We start from the raw sequence: 15915 nt of genomic DNA on the forward strand, positions 1-15915 counted from the left end.
CGCACCGTCACATCTGTACTACTGCCCGGCAGTTCGTGTCTGCCGGGCCCTTCTCGATCTCGGCTACAAGAGAAACCATAACCAGGCGATTCTTCAATGTCTACTTCAGCCAGGGCAGATTTCCGGATGTCCCTCCATGAGGTAATCGCTCGTACAGATCTGCCAGTGGCGCGTCGCCCAGCCCCTGCGCGGTCAGCTCAGGGCGCGCAGCGCGCGTAGGGCGGAGGCGCGGAGGTGGTCGGCGGTCTCGGGGTCGGCTTCGAGGGTGTAGGCCGTGTCGAGACCGGCGAGCATCCGGGCGATGCGGCGCGGGTCGTCGTCGGAGGCGTCGAGGCGACAGGTGTGTTCGTCGATGGGGGTCAGCCGAGCGGCCAGACCGCGGGTGCGGGCACGGACGTGGTCGGCGGAGGCGTGGACGGTGGCGACGGCACGGTGGCGGACGGGCGCCGCGGTCAGCCGCTCGGCGACGAAGGCGGCGGGGTCGTCGCCGGGTACGGGACGGGGCCGGACGCGGCGGCCGGTCGGCAGTGCACCGGAGATGCGGTCGAGGCGGAAGAGGCGCCAGTCGTCCTTGTCGGTGTCGTGGGCGAGGAGGTACCAGAGGCCGCCGGAGGCGACCAGGTGGCACGGCTCGACGCGACGCGGGGTGCCGACGCCCCGGCGGCCGGTGTAGTCGAAGGTGACGATCTCGTGGTCGCGGCAGGCGACGGAGAGTGCGGCCAGCAGGGCGGGGTCGGCGCGCGGTCCCGCATCCTCCCAGGCGATGCCGGCGAGTGAGCCCTGCAGCGCGGCCACCTGGCCGCGCAGGCGGCGGGGCAGGACCCGCTCCAGCTTGGCCAGGGCCCGCAGGGCGGTCTCCTCGATCCCGGTGAGACCTCCGGCGGCGGTGCGCAGGGCGACGGCGATGGCCACGGCCTCCTCGTCGTCGAGGAGGAGCGGCGGGAGGTCGGTGCCGGAGGTGAGGCGGTAGCCGCCGGCGTGCCCTCGGGCGCTGTCGACGGGATAGCCGAGCTCCCGCAGGCGCTCGATGTCGCGGCGGACGGTGCGCACGGTCACGTCCAGCCGCTCGGCGAGATCGGCGCCGGACCATTCGCGCCGGGTCTGGAGCAGGGACAGCAGGCGCAGTACGCGGCCGGTCGTGTCGCTCGTCATGGGTCCCATGATGCCGACGTCAAAGGACACCTTCTGTCCGGAAGGGCGCCTACGGTAGAGATGTCCATACGGAGCAAAACGGGAGATTCCACCATGAAGATCGCAGTTCTCGGGACCGGCGGCGGCGCCCGCTCCCACATCGCCCGGCTCACCGGGCTGGGCCACGAGGTCCACGTCGGCACGCGCGACGCCGAGGCCACCCTGGCCCGCACCGAGCCCGACATGATGGGCACCCCGCCCTTCAAGGAGTTCCTGGCCGAGCACCCCAGCGTCGAGCTGCACTCCTTCGGCGGTGCCGCGGCGGCATCCGACGGCCTGGTGATCAACGGCATCGACGGCCACAACGCCGTCAAGGCGCTCTCCGCCATCGCCGACGAGCTCGCCGGCAAGACGCTCATCGACTACGCGGTCCCGTTCGTCTACCAGCACACGCCGGAACACCCCTGGCCCACACCGTGGGGGATCATGCCGAAACTGGACCCGTGCGACAGCGACAGCCTCGGCGAGCAGATCCAGCGCGCGCTGCCCGGGACCAAGGTCGTCAAGTCCTTCGTCACCCAGGAGCAGAGCACGGTCGTCGACCCGGCGAGCGTCGGCGGCGGGGAGCACACCATGTTCGTGGCCGGCGCGGACGCGGACGCCAAGCAGCAGGCCACGGACCTGCTGAAGTCCTACGGCTGGACCGACATCCTCGATCTCGGCCCGCTCGTCTGCGCCCGCGGCATGGAGATGTACGCCCACATGCACTCCGCCATCGGCTTCGGCCTGGGCCACCGGTTCGGCGGCCACTTCGGCATCAAGGTCGTCCGCTGAGGCGCCGTTCGGGCACGGGGCCGATGCGGTACAGCGTCTCGGAGGCGTGGCCCGGCTCCGGGAAGTGCTCGCTGTGGAAGAGCTGCTGTCGGTGCAGCGCTGCCCGGCGGTCGCGGGCGAAGGCGCGCATGTAGCGGTCGGAGGCGTGGTTGTCGGGTGTGATGGTGCATTCGACGAAGCGGTAGGTGTCGGCCACGAGGTGGTCGAGCATGCGGCAGGCCAGGCCGAGACCCTGCCAGGCGGGTGAGACGGCGGTCTGCCACACGAACAGGGTGTCCGGACTGTCCGGGCGGGCGAATCCGGCGGTGAAGCCGCAGAGCTCCTCGCCGTTGCCGACGACGACCGAGGAGGCGGCGAAGTCCCGGCACCACAGGAGGTAGAAGTACGGGGAGTTGGTGTCCAGGTTCGGCGTGTCCCGCACCAGGCGCCACATGGCGGCGCCGTCACCGGCGAGCGGCTGCCGGAAGGTGAGGCCCGCGAGGGACGGGGAGCCTCCGTCGGTCGAGGGGGACGTGGCACGCGGCATCGGCATCTCGCTTTCGGAGCTGGGTCGCTGAGAGTGCGGGCCGAACGCCGGCCGGGTCGCGGCCGCGTCCGTCTCTGACGTGCTGTCATAGACGTAACGGGGAAGAATGTCGACACCGGCCTCCGGTCGGCGGCCGGAAATCGCCGGTGCCCCGCCCCCCTCCCTCAGCCGTACCTCACGACACCTCAGCCGGTCCTCACGTCAGACGGAAGCGGAGGCGGCAGATCGTCGCGTCCGTGTCGCGGCGCACGGCGTGGGCCACGACCGTGCCCCGCTGGTTCTGCAGAATCCGCTGCCAGAGGCGGGAGGCTTCCGTCTCGGGGATGAGGACCGTGACCCGGGTGCCCGGGTGGTAGTCGTAGATCCTTTTGACGTACGCGGCCACGGGGCGGCCCACCGTGCGGTGGCGGGACCGGAGTTCGATCAGGTCGACGCCCGGATTCCACAGCTCCCAGTCGCGGCGCAGCGCGGCCGCGGCCTCGCGGTCCTCGGGCTCGTCGTACGTCACGGTCACCGCCCGCACCTCGTCGCCGAGCGAGACCGCCGCGTTCAGCGCCTCGCCCGTGAGCCTGGACAGACCGCCGACCGGGACGATCACCAACGAGTGGTCGCGGTGCGGCAGTTCGGGTACGCGGCCGATACCGAGCCGCTCGCCGATCCTCGCGTACGCGCGGTGGACGGTCTCGAACGAGAGGACGAGCAGCGGCAGCGCGACCACGATCAGCCAGGCGCCGTCGTGGAACTTGGTGGCGGTCACGACCACCGCGCCGACGCCGGTGAGCAGGGCGCCGAGGCCGTTGAGCAGTGCCTTGCCGAGCCATCGGGGGCCGCGCTCGCGGTGCCAGTGCAGCACCATGCCGGTCTGCGCGACGGTGAAGCCGACGAAGACGCCGATCGCGAAGAGCGGTACGAGCGTGTTGGTGTCGCCGCGGGAGAACAGCAGCAGCGCGGCCGAGACGGCGGCGAGCGCGAGCACGCCGTGCCGGTGCACCTGGCGGTCCGCCTTCAGCGCGAAGACATGCGGCAGGAAATGGTCGCGGGCGAGCAGTTCCAGCAGGACAGGCAGACCGCCGAAGGAGGTGTTCGCGGACAGGGCGAGCAGCACCATGGTCGCGAACTGGATGACGTAGAACGCCCAGTTGTGCCCGAGGGAGGCGTCCGCGAGCTGCGCGAGGACGGTGACGCCCTCGACCGGCCGCAGGCCGAAACGGGAGATGAGCACCGCGAGCCCGATCAGCATCGCGCCGAGCAGAGCGCCGAGGGCGACCTCCGCGTGCTGGGCGCGCTTGGCCCGGGGTTCACGGAACGAGGGCACGGCGTTCGCGATGGCCTCGACACCGGTCAGCGCCGAGCACCCGGCCGCGAAGGCTTTGAGCAGCAGCAGGGCGCCCACCGTCGTGGCGTTGTCCGCGAGGACCGCGGCATGGCCCTCGGCGGTCGCCGTCGAGACGGGGGCGTCCCGGAACAGGCCGACGGCTGTCAGCGTGAAGATCGCGACGACGAAGACCGCGGTGGGCGCGATGAAGAGCTTCGCGGACTCGACGATGCCGCGCAAATTCACCGCGGTGATCAGGACGAGCACTCCCAGGCAGAGGACCAGCCGGTCGTCGTACAGCTCCGGGAAGGCGGAGGTGAGCGCGGCGACCCCGGCCGTGACGGCGACCGCGACGTTCAGCACGTAGTCCAGGACGAGAGAGGCCGCGGCGACCAGGCTCGTACGACGCCCCAAGTGCCGCTTGGCCACGGCATAGGAGCCACCGCCGTCCGGGAACGCGGCGATCACCTGACGGTACGAGGCGACGAGGACGGCGAGCAGTCCGGCGATCGCGAGGGTCACGGGGAGCGTGAACCCGAGGCCGTGGCCGCCCGCCGCGGCGAGGACGAGGACGATCGCCTCCGGCCCGTACGCCACGGACGCCATCGCGTCGAGGGAGAGCGCGGCGAGCCCGGTCAGGGCGGTCAGCCGGTGCTTCTCGCCGGTGTCCGGCGGTTCCTCCGGGGCGGAGACGGTGCCGGGCTCGGCAGTCAGGACGGACATGTACGCGCACTCCTTCACGCGCCCTCGCGGGCACTTCACGGGCACTTCACTGGCGCTTCACTGGTCAGTGCGCTCAGGTTCCGTCCGTTCGCGCCGGCGAGGGCCCGTCCCTTACGGGTCCTTCATGCCGCGTGGTCCGTTCCATACGCCGCACTGACGGGAGCGGGTACCGGACGGCGCCTCGTCCTGAGAAGATCGGTGCGTGACTCCCACGGAATTCCCCGGCGGCGCCGAGCTCTTCCGGCTCAGCTCCGAGGTGGCCCACCTCAACCACGGGTCCTTCGGGGCCGTCCCGGCCCCCGTCGCCGACGCTCACGGGCGTCTGTCGCGGGAGGCCGCCGCCGATCCGGACGCCTTCTTCCTGGGCGTCCCCGACCGGCTCGCCGAGGCCCGCGCCCGGATCGCCGCCCACCTGGGCGCCGACCCCGCCGGGTTGGCCCTCGTCACCAACGCCACCGAGGCCGCGGGCCTCGCCCTCGACGCCCTGCGTCTGGCGCCGGACGACGAAGTGCTGGTCACCGACCACGGATACGGCACAGTCGTCGCGGCCGCCGCCCGCCGGGCCCGTGTGGTCACCGTGCCCTTGGACCCGGCCCTCCCCGACGAGGAGGCGGTGCGCAAAGCGGTCCTCGCCGGTCTCACCCCGCGTACACGCGTCGCATTGCTCGACCAGATCAGCTCGCCGACCGCCCGGTTCATCGCCACCCCGGGACTCCTCGCCGACCTCGCGGAGCGCGGGGTGACGACCGTGGTCGACGGCGCCCACGCCCCCGGCATGCTCCCCGACCCCCTCGCCGGTGCCCCCGACTTCTGGTTCGGCAATCTGCACAAGTGGGCGTACGCCCCGCCGGGCAGCGCGGTGCTCGCCGTCTCCCCCGCCCACCGGGACAAGGTGCCCGCGCCCGTGCCCTCGTGGGAGGACGACCGCGGCTTCCCCCGCGCCGTCGAGTACCGGGCCACCGCCGACTACACCGGCCTGCTGGCCGCCCCCGAGGGCCTGGACCTCATCGCTTCCCTCGGGCCCGGCCGCGTACGCGGTCACAACAGCGCTCTGGCGGGTCACGGCGCCGAGCTCCTCGGCGCGCTGCCGTCCTTGAGGCCGCTGCCCGCCGACGAACGCCTGGCCATGCGGGCGCTGCGGCTGCCGGCCAGCCTGGCCCGCACGCCCGCGGAGGCGGCGGCCCTGCGCGAGGAGATAGCCGCCCGCCTGGGATTCCGTGTGCTGATCTGGCCGTGGCCGGGCGGTGGCGGCATCCGTGTCTGCGGGCAGATCTACAACGTGTCCACGGAGTACGAACGCCTCGCGGCGGCGCTGAGACCCCTGTTGGAGGGGCGATGAGAAATCCAAGTAGAGGCATCGGTTCCGGAACGTGGTCACCTGGTGACCGCGATGGACACGACAAGATATCGTTGACGAGCGACGGCCAACTGGCTTCATTCAGCCACTGATTGGCCAAAAACGTGTGCCGCGGGAAGGCTGCCGCGACCGAGGAAAAACCAGGAAGTGTTGATGAGCGCAGTGAGACAGGTCGGGCCCTCGACACGGCCTCGATACGCCCACTGGCTCGGCTTCCCGGCGACGCCCTCTCTCCGGCCGGTCTCCCGGACCATCCGGCGACCCGGGTGGCTCCTTCCGTAGTCGGCCCCCTCCCCCACCCCCCATCCGGCGACACCCCGGCGCGGCCTCTCCCCCGGTCCGTGCCGGACCCCGACAGCCCAAGGACAACCGTGATCGGCCCGCATTCGCAGTCACCGCCGGGCGGCGTGCCCGCTGTGACCCCGGCGGGCCGGACGGGCTGTCGGCCGTGGCCCGTCCCGCGGCCGTCGCAGTCACCCCGTCCAGCCGGCGGCACGTGGCCGCCTCACCCCCTATGACACCTCCAGAGGACGTGATGACAGACCTGATACAGGCCACCACCGTGGTGCCTTCGGTGCTGGCCCTGGCCGCCGGCGGCGCGGCCTGGCGGTTCTGGGACCAGTACCGAGGCGAGCGCGCCACGAGCGGCCGCCTCCGCGGCCAGGCCGAGGAGATCGCCGCACAGCAGCGCGCCACCGAGCACGTGCTGGCGCAGCTCGCCGGCGGTGTGATTCCCCGTCTCGGCGCCGAGGCGGAGCGTCAGGGCACCGGCCACGGAGTCGACATAGAGCTGCCCGAAGCGCTGGTGAACACGGCGCTCGCGCAGCGGCTGACGGAGCTCGCCGACTCCGCGGCCCATACGGTGCGCAAGGTCCAGTACGACGCGCAGACCAGCACCAGCGCCCAGATCGACGAGGTCCGCAAGGACGCACAGGACGAGGTCACCCGCGCGCGGCAGACGGCCGAGGAATCCAGCCGGGCCGCGGTGCGTGCCGTCTCCTCCGCGATGGTGGGCATGGCCTCGAAGCTGAGCCAGCGAGTCAGTCAAGGCGTGCGGCGGCACGAGGGTGACGAGGCGTACGAGACGCTGGTCGGCATCGACCACCCCACACAGCAGATGCTGCTCGTCGCCCAGAACTACGTGGTCCTGTCCGGCGGCAAGCTGTCCCGACGCTGGCCGGCCACCCCGCTGACCGATGTGGTGCGGGCCGCGATGGGCAGCATCGAGGAGTACGAGCGCGTCGAGCACCAGGAGCTCGACGCCACGCTGACCAGCCGGGCGGTCGGACCCGTCGTCCACGCGCTTGCGGTGCTCCTGGACAACGCGGTGCGCTACTCCCCCTCCTCCGCCCGGGTGCACGTGGCCTTCCAGGAAGGGCACCACGGCGTCTCGGTCATCGTGGACGACGCCGGTCTGCGCATGAACGAGGAGCAGCTGACGTGGGCCAGGGAGATCCTGACGGGTGTCCGGCGCGACGACATCAACCAGCTCGGCGCGCACCCGCAGACCGGCCTGCGGGCGGCCGCGGCCCTCGCCGGTGACTACGGGTTCCGGATCGACCTGGAGGCGCCGAACCCGTTCGGTGGCACACGTGTGTACATGTTCATCCCCAAGAGCCTGTTGACCGCGTCCGCCCCGCCCACACCCGCCCCCGCCTCCGCTACGGTCGACGAGCCCGACCCCGCCAAGCGCACCACTGCCAGCGGACTCACCGTCCGGTCCCGGACCCCCGCCGGCCGGTCGCGGACGTCCGCCGCCGTGAGCCCGCGGTCGTCGTCCGAGAGCCAGGCCGCGGCGCCGGGACGCCCCTCCATCGCCGCCGCCTGGGCGAAGGGGACACGCAGCGCACGCACCGAAGACACGACCACCACGCACGAAGGAGCCTGACCGTGACCACCGGCAACGAACTTGGCTGGCTGCTGGACCGCTCACTGGGGTCCCTCGACGGCGTCCGGCACGCGGTGTTGATGAGCTCCGACGGTCTGCTGCACTCCCGGACCTCGGGGATCGGGCAGGACGAGGCGGAGAAGTTCGCCGCCATCACCGCGGCCGTCCGCGCCGCCGCGCTCGCGTACGACGAGGAGACCGGCGGCGGGGGCACCCGGCAGGCGCTGATCGAGCTGACCAACCACGTGGGCCTGATCACCCAGGCCGGCGGCAACACCATGCTGTCGGTGCAGACCAGCGGCCCCGACGCGGACATCGGCCTGATCACCCATCACATGCTGGAGCTGGCCCAGCGTGTGGGCCACGAGATGAAGGTCGCGCCGCGGCAGCCGCACCAGCCCCAGCGGCCGTCTGAGCTCGGCCTGCCGACGACGTGAGCGGCCCGCGGCGGGACCCGGACCTCGTCAGACCCTATGTCCGTACCGACGGACGGGTCCGTGCCGATCCGGATGTGCGCCTGGAGACCGTGCTGCTCGCCGCGAGCGGCTCGAGTGAGGGCCTGGGCGCGGACGCCCGGCGGGTGATGGGCCTGTTCACCCATGCCGGAGGCGGTGGTCTGGCGGTCGCGGACATCGCGGCCGCCCTGGAGTTCCCTCCGTCCACGGTACGCATCCTCGTCTCATCGCTCATCGACGAAGGCCTGTTGGCCCGCCCCGTCGCCGCCGACGAGGACCAACCCCAAACCGATCTGCTCCAGGAGGTACTGCGTGGTCTCCGCGCCCTCGTCTGACGGCCTCATCTATGTGCCACCCGGCGTGACCCGGTCCGCGAAGATCGTGATCTCGGGGAGTTTCGCCGTCGGCAAGACGACGTTCGTGGGCAGCGCCTCCCAGATCCCGCCGCTGCGCATGGAGGAGCGGATCACTCAGGCCAGCGCCGGGGTCGACGATCTGGCGCGCACCCCGCGGAAGACGACCACGACCGTCGGCATGGACTTCGGGCGCCTGCATCTGAGCGAGTCCCTGGCGCTGTACCTGTTCGGCACCCCCGGTCAGGGCCGCTTCCGCCCCATGTGGGCCGGGCTGACCGAGGGCGCCCTGGGCGCGCTGGTCCTGGTCGACACCCGCAACCTGGAGGCGTCCTTCGAGATACTCGCGCTCCACGAGGAGCAGGGCACCCCGTACGCCGTGGCCGTCAACCTGTTCGACGGGGCGCCGCGTTACGACCTGGACGAGATCCGCCAGGCCCTCGACCTGGACCCGGGCACGCCGCTGACGACGTGCGACGCGCGCGAGAGCACCTCCAGCGTCCTGGCCCTGATCACCCTCTGCGAGTACCTGTCCGACCTGCACGCACCCGTTTTGGAGCCCCGCCCGTGACCAGCCCGACCACGACCGACGCGGTGACCGAGCGCCGGACAGCCCTGTACGAGGCCGAGTTCGCGGCCGACCCGCACGCCGCGTACGCGCGGATGCGGGCCGAGTTCGGGCCGTTCGTGCCGGTCGACCTCATCCCCGGGGTCCCGGCGACCCTCGTCATCGGCTACGCCCAGGCCCGGCGCATCCTCAACGACCCCCTGCGCTTCCCTGCCGACCCGCGCGTCTGGGAACAGTCCGTCCCCGAGACCTGCCCGGTCCGCCCGATGATGGAGCACCGCCCCAACGCGCTGCGCTCGACAGGGCCCGAGCACACCCGCTACCGGTCGGCGAACACCGCCGCGATCGACGCCGTCGACCAGCACCGGCTGCGCACGCTGGTCGAGCAGGTCGCCGACGCGACCATCGCCGAGTTCCGTGACTCCGACGGCGCCGACCTGCTCACCCAGTACGCCTGGCCCATCGCCTTCCGGGTGCTGAGCGCCCTGCTCGGCTGCCCCGACGAGATGGGCCGCCGCATCGCCGACGGCATGGCCAAGATCTTCGAGGGGGTGGACGCGGCCAGCGGCAACCAGATCCTCTCCGAGGCCGTCGCCGATCTGGTGGACCTGCGCCGGCGGCAGCCCGGGGACGACATCACCTCCCGGCTCCTCGCGCACGCCGCTGCCCTAGACGACGTCGAGATGGCCCATCAGCTCGTCACGCTCTACGGCGCCGGCATCGAGCCCCTCACCAACCTCATCGCCAACACCGTCCTCCGCATCCTCGTCGACGACCAGTTCTCCGGTGACCTGCACGCGGGAGGCTCCTCCGTCCGCGAAGCGCTCGACACGGTGCTCTACACGGACCCGCCCCTGGCGAACTACTGCATCAGCTACCCGCCGCACCCGGTCGACGTCGACGGATTCCTGCTGCCCGCGCACCAGCCCGTCGTCATCTCGATGACCGCCTGCAACAACGACCCCGCCCTCGGGGACCAGCGCATCGCCAGCAACCGCGCCCACCTGTCCTGGAGCACCGGCCCGCACGCCTGCCCGGCGCGCCCGCACGCCTACCTCATCGCCGAGACGGCCATCACCCACCTCCTCGACGCGCTGCCCGAGATGGACCTCGCCGCGGCCCCCGAGGACCTGGTCTGGCGCCCCGGGCCCTTCCACCGGGCGCTGACCGCTCTGCCCGTCCTGTTCCCCACGCTCCCCACCGCCGCATCCGTCTGAAGGGACCACCACCATGGCCGTGCCCACGCAGCCGATCACCCTCGACCCCACCGGAGCCCGCGCGCACGACGAGCACCGCCGGTTGCGGGCGCACGGCCAGGCGGTCCGTGTCGACATCCTGGGCGTGACCGCCTGGTCCGTCTCCGACCCCGCTCTCCTCAAGGAGCTGCTGACCAGTCCGAGCGTCTCCAAGGACGCCCGCGCCCACTGGCCGGAGTTCGCGGACACGGTCCAGCGATGGCCGCTGGCCCTGTGGGTCGCGGTGGAGAACATGTTCACCGCCTACGGGGCCGACCACCGCCGCCTGCGCCGCATGGTCGCCCCCGCCTTCAGCCACCGCCGCATCACCGCGCTGCGCGAGAGCATAGACACGGTCGTCACCGGCATCCTCGACCGCCTCGCCGCACTCCCGGCCGGCGAGACCGTCGACCTGCGCGAGCACCTCGCCTACCCGCTGCCCATCGCCGTCATAAGCCGCCTCATGGGCGTACCGGCCGAGCAGCAGGACGCCTTCCGCCGGGTCGTCGACGGCGTCTTCGACACCACCCTGACCGCCGCGGAGTCCGAGGCCAACACCAAGGCGCTCTACGAAGCCCTCCATCTGCTCATCGCCGCCAAACGCACCGCACCCGGCGACGACATGACCTCTCTGCTGATCACCTCGCGCGACGAGGACGAGGAGGGCGGCCTGTCGGAGGACGAACTCCGCGACACGCTGCTGCTCATGATCAGCGCCGGTTACGAGACCACCGTCAACGTCATCGACCAGGCGATCACCCAGCTCCTCACCCACCCCGACCAGCTCGCCCTGCTGAAGTCGGGCCAGGTCGACTGGAGCGAGGCCGTCGAGGAGACCCTGCGTCTCGAACCGGCCGTCAGGCACCTGCCCCTGCGGTTCGCGGTGACCGACATCGTCCTGTCCGACGGGCAGACCATCGCCCAGGGCGAGGCCATACTCGCCTCCTACGCGGCCGCCAACCGTCACCCCGACTGGCACGGTGAGAGCGCGGACGACTTCGACATCAACCGCACGGTCAAGGAGCACCTCGCCTTCGGCCACGGCGTCCACTTCTGCCTCGGCGCCCCGCTCGCCCGCCTCGAGGTCAGCACGGCCCTGCGCCTGCTCTTCGACCGCTTCCCGGACCTCGAACTCGCCACGCCCGCCGCTGAGTTGAAGCCGCTCGGCTCCCTGCTCAGCAACGGCCACCAGTCCCTGCCCGTCCGTCTCGGGCCCGCCACCGCCTGACGTCGGCCGGGAGCGCACGGATACGGCAGCCTCAGAGTCGCCGTGGCCGACGGACAGTCGGCCACGGCCTCATGGCTCCGGGCCCGCCGCGCACCGGCACGAGCACTTCCCTCAGCTGTCCGGCGCACCGCGCCTGCGGCCCGACGCCATACCGAACGGGCGCGACAGCCTCCCCGGTCGGATGTCGCTCCCGGTGGTGCGGCGCCGGTCCAGCCGGGAGACGACCGGGCCCGCCGTGAGTCCGTGCAGTACCACGGAGACCAGCACCGTGAAGGTGACCACCGCCCACAACTCCCGCTCCGGCACCGGGAAGTCCTGCCGGCCAAGCGCGTAGGCGAGGTAGTACAGCGAACCGATGCCGCGGATGCCGTAGGCCGCGACCACCCAGCGCTCCCGGCCCCGCAGACGTCCGCCCAGCAGCCCCGCCCAGCCGGCGAGCGGCCGGACCACCAGCAGGAGCAGCAGCGCGGTGACGGCGCCCTGCCAGGTCAGGGGGGCCAGGCCGCCCAGCGCGACGAAGGCGCCGAGAAGGAACAGCAGAACGGCGGTCAGCAGGCGTTCGACCTGCTCGACGAAGTCGTGCAGCACGTTGTGGAAGCCGTGGGCGCGCTCGGCCGCCCGGACGGTGCACGCGGTGGTGAACACGGCAAGGAAGCCATAACCGCCCACGAGTTCGGTCAGGCCGTACGACAGGAAGGTGGCGGCCAGCGCCACGAATCCTTCCTTGTACTCGGACAGGCGCAGCACGGTCGCGCGGGTCCGGAAGAACAGCCACCCCAGCAGCCGCCCGATCAGCAGACCGCTCAGTACGCCGACGACACACTTGAAGACGACGTCCTCCACCGCCCACGCGCCGATCCAGTCGGCCGACCATCCGGCGCCCGCGGCGGCGGCCAGCGCGACGGCCGCGTAGGTGAGGGGAAAGGCGAGGCCGTCGTTGAGCCCCGCCTCGCTGGTGAGGGCGAAACGCACCTCGTCCTCGTCGTGCTCGTCCCGGGTGGGCTCCCCCACCCGCACCTCCGAGGCGAGCACGGGGTCCGTCGGCGCGAGGACGGCCGCGAGCAGCAGGGCGGCGGCGGGCGGCCAGTCCAGCAGCCACCACGCCACCAGCGCGGTGACGGCGACGGTCAGAAACATCGTGACGCCGAGCAGCCGCCAGGCCGAGGCCCATGACCGTGGGCCGACGGGCCGGTTCAGGGCCAGCCCCGCGCCCATCAGGGCGATGATGACGCAGACCTCGGTGACGTGTTCCGTCATCAGCCGCTGCTCCACCGGGTCGACGACCGGCAGAGGCAGCGGCAGCAGATATACGGCGATGCCGCTCACCAGGAACACGACGGGCAGCGACAGCGGGCGCCCGGCCACCACGCGGGGCAGTACCGCGGCGAGCAGCGCTCCCAGTCCCAACCACACGAACACGCCGTCGGCAAGCGTCACTGTGCTGCGCCTGTCCCTTCCATGGACCCACATGGCTGCTTCGTCGCCCTGATCGGCATTGCGATCAACATTGCCGCCAATCTCCCGTGCAAACGGGAGGGCGCGCGGCTCACATGTGTGGCAGCAGCACTCTGAACCAGCGCGTGGGCGATGGCGGGCCCGAGGCCAGAGCCTCGCCGGCGGCGCGTCAGCCCGAAGGGTCAGACCGCGGCGGAGAGCGCGTCGAACTCCTCGTCGGTGAGGGTGATGCGGGCGGCCTGGATGTTCTGCTCCAGGTGGGCGGTCCGGGACGTGCCGGGGATGGGGAGGGTCACCGGGGAGCGGTGCAGCAGCCAGGCGAGGGCTAGCTGGGAGGGGCCGGCGCCATGCCGCTTGGCGGCGACGTCGAGCGGTCCGCCGGGGCGGGCGAGCTCGCCGGTGGCCAGGGGGAACCAGGGGATGAAGGCGATGTTCTCGCGCTCCGCGTACTCCAGGACGTCCTCAGCGCTCCGGTTGGCGAGGTTGTAGAGGTTCTGGACGGAGACGATGTCCGCGATGTCGCACGCCTCCTTGAGCTGCTGGACGGTCACTTCGGAGACGCCGATATAACGAATCTTCCCCTCCTGCTGGAGCAGAACCAGCTCCCCCAGCTGCTCGCTGAGCGGCACCGCCTCGTCGATGCGGTGCAGTTGGTAGAGGTCGATCCGTTCGACGCCGAGGTGGCGCAGGCTCAACTCGGCCTGCTGGCGCAGGTACTCGGGCCGGCACATGGGGCGCCAGTCGTCGGGGCCGGGGCGGGTCAGCCCGCCCTTGGTGGCGATGAGCAGGTCGTCGGAGTAGGGGTGAAGGGCCTTGCGGATGAGCTGCTCGCTGACGAAGGGGCCGTAGGAGTCCGCCGTGTCAATGAAGTCGACGCCCAACTCGACCGCGCGCCGCAGCACGCGTATCGCTTCGTCAGGGTCCTTGGGCTCGCCCCAGATTCCGGGTCCGGTGAGTTGCATGGCGCCGTAGCCGAGACGGTTGACGGTGCGGTCTCCGCCGATGGCGAAGGTGCCGGAGGCGTCTGCGGGACGGGATGTGTTCCGGTCGCTCATATGGCCCATCTCTTTCCCCTGGGGAACTGCGGGAGCACTGGTGAAGTTGAAGCCGATTGTAGGCCGAACACGCCGCCATGGCCCATGAGTTGATGTTGTTTTGCCCAGCGGGATGACGGGAAGATCACCGTATGGTAGACAGGCACAATGTCTTCGCAGCGCCCTTTACGCTTCGGTGTCAACATGTACGTTCCCGGTTCGCGACGCGAGTGGAGCGCGAAGTGCCGCAGAGCCGAGGAACTCGGTTTTGATGTGGTCGGGGTCGCCGATCATCTGGAGTTCTCCGCGCCGTTTCCGGCAATAGTGCTCGCAGCCGAAGCGACCGAACGGGTACGGCTGAGTACATTCGTGTTGAACACGCCGTTCTACAACCCCGTCCTTCTCGCGCGTGACGCGGCGAGCACCGACCAATTCGTCGACGGACGCATGGAACTCGGGCTCGGCGCGGGCTATGTGAAGGCCGAGTTCGACACGGCGGAGATACCGTTCCCCAGCGGCGGCAAGCGCGTCGAACAGCTGGAACAGACCGTCCTCACCTTGCGCCGCCTGTTCGAGGACGAGAAATATCAGCCGCGTCCGGCCCAGCCGTCCGGGCCACCGCTGCTGATCGCCGGCTGGGGCGACCGGCTGCTGCGGCTGGCCGCGACGCACGCCGACATCATCGCCTTCCCCGGCGGCTGGGCCAGCACCACCGGTGATGCGCTCCATCTGGCCGGAAGCGACCAGACGGCGGAACGGGTCGCCTACGTGCGCGGCCTGCTCGGGGAGCGCGCCGACGCCGTGGAGCTGAATCTCCTGGTGCAGGAGGTGATTCCGCCCGCCGAACGCGCCGCGCTGCCCGACAGGTTCGCCCCTGTGCCGCCCGACGCCGCACACAGCACCGAGGAGCCACCCAGCGTGCTGGTCGGCACCCCGGCGGAGATGGCGCAGCAGATCAAGGAGCGCCGTGAGCGCTACGGCTTCACCTATTTCACGGTGATGGAATACAACATGGAGAACTTCGCGCCGGTCATCGCCGCGCTGCGCTGAATCGCACACTTCGCCACTCGCCACGACGCCGTCGGCGACGGCTGTGACCGAAAGGGATGATCCGATGCGCACCGGCTCCGGGACCAGTCGTGGAGCGGCCCGCGTGCACCCCGCGGCCGCCGACCGGAGCGCCCCCACGACCCTGCTGCTGCTGCGCCACGGTGAGACGGCGTTGACACCGGAGAAGCGGTTGTCCGGCAGTGGCGGCTCCGACCCGGCGCTGTCGGAGACGGGGCAGCGGCAGGCCGAGGCCGCCGGGAAGATGCTCGCGGCACGCGGCGCGGTGCAGGCGGTCGTGTCCTCGCCGCTGTGCCGGGCCCGGCAGACGGCCGGGACAGTGGCACGCCGGCTGGGTTTGGACGTCCATATCGACGAAGGGCTCACGGAGGCGGATTTCGGCGCCTGGGAGGGACTCACGTTCGCCGAGGTGCACGAGCGCTTCCCGGACGAGATGGCGGCGTGGCTCGCCTCTCCGTCCGCGGTGCCCGGCGGGACCGGGGAGACGTTCGCCGCGGTCGCGCGCCGGGCCTCGCTCGCGCGGGACCGGCTCCTGGCTAGGTACGAGGGGCAGACAGTACTGGTCGTCTCCCACGTCGGAGTGTTGCGGACGTTGATACGGCTGGCGCTTGGCGCGCCGCCCAAGTCGCTGTTCCGGATGGAGCTGTCGGCGGCCTCACTGTCGGCCGTGGCCTACCACGGGGGCGGGAAAGCGTCCGTGCGATCGCTGAACGACACGTCGCACCTGACGGCTCCTCACTGACAG

Annotated in this window: 14 protein-coding genes and 1 pseudogene; 10 read left to right on the plus strand and 5 right to left on the minus strand. The window is 71.4% G+C overall.

Features of this window, described 5'->3' with window-relative positions; translation table 11 throughout:
- Positions 1-192: 192 nt before the first annotated feature.
- Positions 193-1152, minus strand: coding sequence for a YafY family protein (locus AB0N81_RS22475; protein WP_365360962.1), 960 nt, complete (start codon positions 1150-1152; stop codon positions 193-195).
- Positions 1153-1245: 93 nt separating this feature from the next.
- Between AB0N81_RS22475 and AB0N81_RS22480 the strand changes: the two genes are divergently transcribed.
- Positions 1246-1965 (plus strand): NAD(P)-binding domain-containing protein, encoded by a 720-nt coding sequence (locus tag AB0N81_RS22480; RefSeq protein WP_365360964.1) that lies wholly within the window; start codon positions 1246-1248, stop codon positions 1963-1965.
- Here AB0N81_RS22480 and ectA read toward each other — a convergent pair.
- The gene (ectA, locus tag AB0N81_RS22485) at positions 1949-2491 is read right to left on the minus strand and encodes a diaminobutyrate acetyltransferase (RefSeq protein WP_365360966.1); all 543 of its coding nucleotides are present in this window, start codon (positions 2489-2491) and stop codon (positions 1949-1951) included. The two genes, AB0N81_RS22480 and ectA, sit on opposite strands and share 17 nt — an antisense overlap.
- Before the next feature lie 196 nt (positions 2492-2687).
- A complete protein-coding gene (locus AB0N81_RS22490) occupies positions 2688-4529 on the minus strand; it encodes an APC family permease (RefSeq protein ID WP_365360968.1) in 1842 nt (613 codons plus the stop codon).
- Positions 4530-4731: 202 nt separating this feature from the next.
- Here AB0N81_RS22490 and AB0N81_RS22495 point away from each other — a divergent pair, with 202 nt between their 5' ends.
- The 7 genes from AB0N81_RS22495 to AB0N81_RS22525 all read left to right on the plus strand — a co-directional run bounded on the left by AB0N81_RS22495 (position 4732) and on the right by AB0N81_RS22525 (position 11613).
- Positions 4732-5868, plus strand: coding sequence for an aminotransferase class V-fold PLP-dependent enzyme (locus tag AB0N81_RS22495; protein WP_365360970.1), 1137 nt, complete (start codon positions 4732-4734; stop codon positions 5866-5868).
- 553 nt (positions 5869-6421) lie between these two features.
- Complete coding sequence (locus tag AB0N81_RS22500) at positions 6422-7774, plus strand: ATP-binding protein (RefSeq protein WP_365360972.1); 1353 nt, start codon at positions 6422-6424, stop codon at positions 7772-7774.
- A gap of 2 nt (positions 7775-7776) precedes the next feature.
- Complete coding sequence (locus AB0N81_RS22505; RefSeq protein WP_365360974.1) at positions 7777-8211, plus strand: roadblock/LC7 domain-containing protein; 435 nt, start codon at positions 7777-7779, stop codon at positions 8209-8211.
- Entirely contained in the window at positions 8208-8564 is a 357-nt protein-coding gene (locus tag AB0N81_RS22510; protein ID WP_365360976.1) for a DUF742 domain-containing protein, read from the plus strand. Before AB0N81_RS22505 ends, AB0N81_RS22510 begins: the two co-directional genes overlap by 4 nt.
- The gene (locus tag AB0N81_RS22515; RefSeq protein ID WP_365360978.1) at positions 8542-9153 is read left to right on the plus strand and encodes an ATP/GTP-binding protein; all 612 of its coding nucleotides are present in this window, start codon (positions 8542-8544) and stop codon (positions 9151-9153) included. The genes AB0N81_RS22510 and AB0N81_RS22515 overlap by 23 nt, the downstream gene beginning before the upstream one ends.
- On the plus strand, positions 9150-10367 hold the full coding sequence (locus AB0N81_RS22520; protein ID WP_365360980.1) for a cytochrome P450: 1218 nt from the start codon (positions 9150-9152) through the stop codon (positions 10365-10367). The genes AB0N81_RS22515 and AB0N81_RS22520 overlap by 4 nt, the downstream gene beginning before the upstream one ends.
- 13 nt (positions 10368-10380) lie before the next feature.
- Positions 10381-11613: a cytochrome P450 gene (locus AB0N81_RS22525; protein WP_365360982.1), complete on the plus strand. Its 1233-nt coding sequence runs from the start codon at positions 10381-10383 to the stop codon at positions 11611-11613.
- 111 nt (positions 11614-11724) lie between these two features.
- On the opposite strand, the gene AB0N81_RS22530 is transcribed toward AB0N81_RS22525, so the two are convergent.
- Positions 11725-13050 carry a cation:proton antiporter gene (locus AB0N81_RS22530; protein ID WP_365360984.1) on the minus strand — a complete coding sequence of 442 codons (1326 nt, stop codon included), beginning with the start codon at positions 13048-13050 and terminating at the stop codon, positions 11725-11727.
- Between the two features lie 200 nt (positions 13051-13250).
- Positions 13251-14123 carry an aldo/keto reductase gene (locus AB0N81_RS22535; RefSeq protein WP_365360986.1) on the minus strand — a complete coding sequence of 291 codons (873 nt, stop codon included), beginning with the start codon at positions 14121-14123 and terminating at the stop codon, positions 13251-13253.
- 147 nt (positions 14124-14270) lie between these two features.
- Here AB0N81_RS22535 and AB0N81_RS22540 point away from each other — a divergent pair, with 147 nt between their 5' ends.
- Both AB0N81_RS22540 and AB0N81_RS22545 read left to right on the plus strand, forming a co-directional pair.
- Positions 14271-15152 (plus strand): LLM class F420-dependent oxidoreductase, encoded by an 882-nt coding sequence (locus tag AB0N81_RS22540; RefSeq protein ID WP_365360988.1) that lies wholly within the window; start codon positions 14271-14273, stop codon positions 15150-15152.
- Positions 15153-15285: 133 nt separating this feature from the next.
- Positions 15286-15912, plus strand: a pseudogene (locus tag AB0N81_RS22545) (histidine phosphatase family protein); the annotation flags it as partial.
- Positions 15913-15915: the final 3 nt, after the last annotated feature.

This window comes from Streptomyces sp. NPDC093510 (assembly GCF_040683555.1).
Classification (GTDB): Bacteria; Actinomycetota; Actinomycetes; order Streptomycetales; family Streptomycetaceae; genus Streptomyces.

Excerpts from the sequence above, each read along its gene's own strand:
- AB0N81_RS22475 (WP_365360962.1), bottom strand. The coding sequence starts at position 1,152 with ATGACGAGCGACACGACCGGCCGCGTACTGCGCCTGCTGTCCCTGCTC.
- AB0N81_RS22480 (WP_365360964.1), top strand. The coding sequence starts at position 1,246 with ATGAAGATCGCAGTTCTCGGGACCGGCGGCGGCGCCCGCTCCCACATC.
- ectA (WP_365360966.1), bottom strand. The coding sequence starts at position 2,491 with ATGCCGCGTGCCACGTCCCCCTCGACCGACGGAGGCTCCCCGTCCCTC.
- AB0N81_RS22490 (WP_365360968.1), bottom strand. The coding sequence starts at position 4,529 with ATGTCCGTCCTGACTGCCGAGCCCGGCACCGTCTCCGCCCCGGAGGAA.
- AB0N81_RS22500 (WP_365360972.1), top strand. The coding sequence starts at position 6,422 with ATGACAGACCTGATACAGGCCACCACCGTGGTGCCTTCGGTGCTGGCC.
- AB0N81_RS22525 (WP_365360982.1), top strand. The coding sequence starts at position 10,381 with ATGGCCGTGCCCACGCAGCCGATCACCCTCGACCCCACCGGAGCCCGC.
- AB0N81_RS22535 (WP_365360986.1), bottom strand. The coding sequence starts at position 14,123 with ATGAGCGACCGGAACACATCCCGTCCCGCAGACGCCTCCGGCACCTTC.
- AB0N81_RS22540 (WP_365360988.1), top strand. The coding sequence starts at position 14,271 with ATGTCTTCGCAGCGCCCTTTACGCTTCGGTGTCAACATGTACGTTCCC.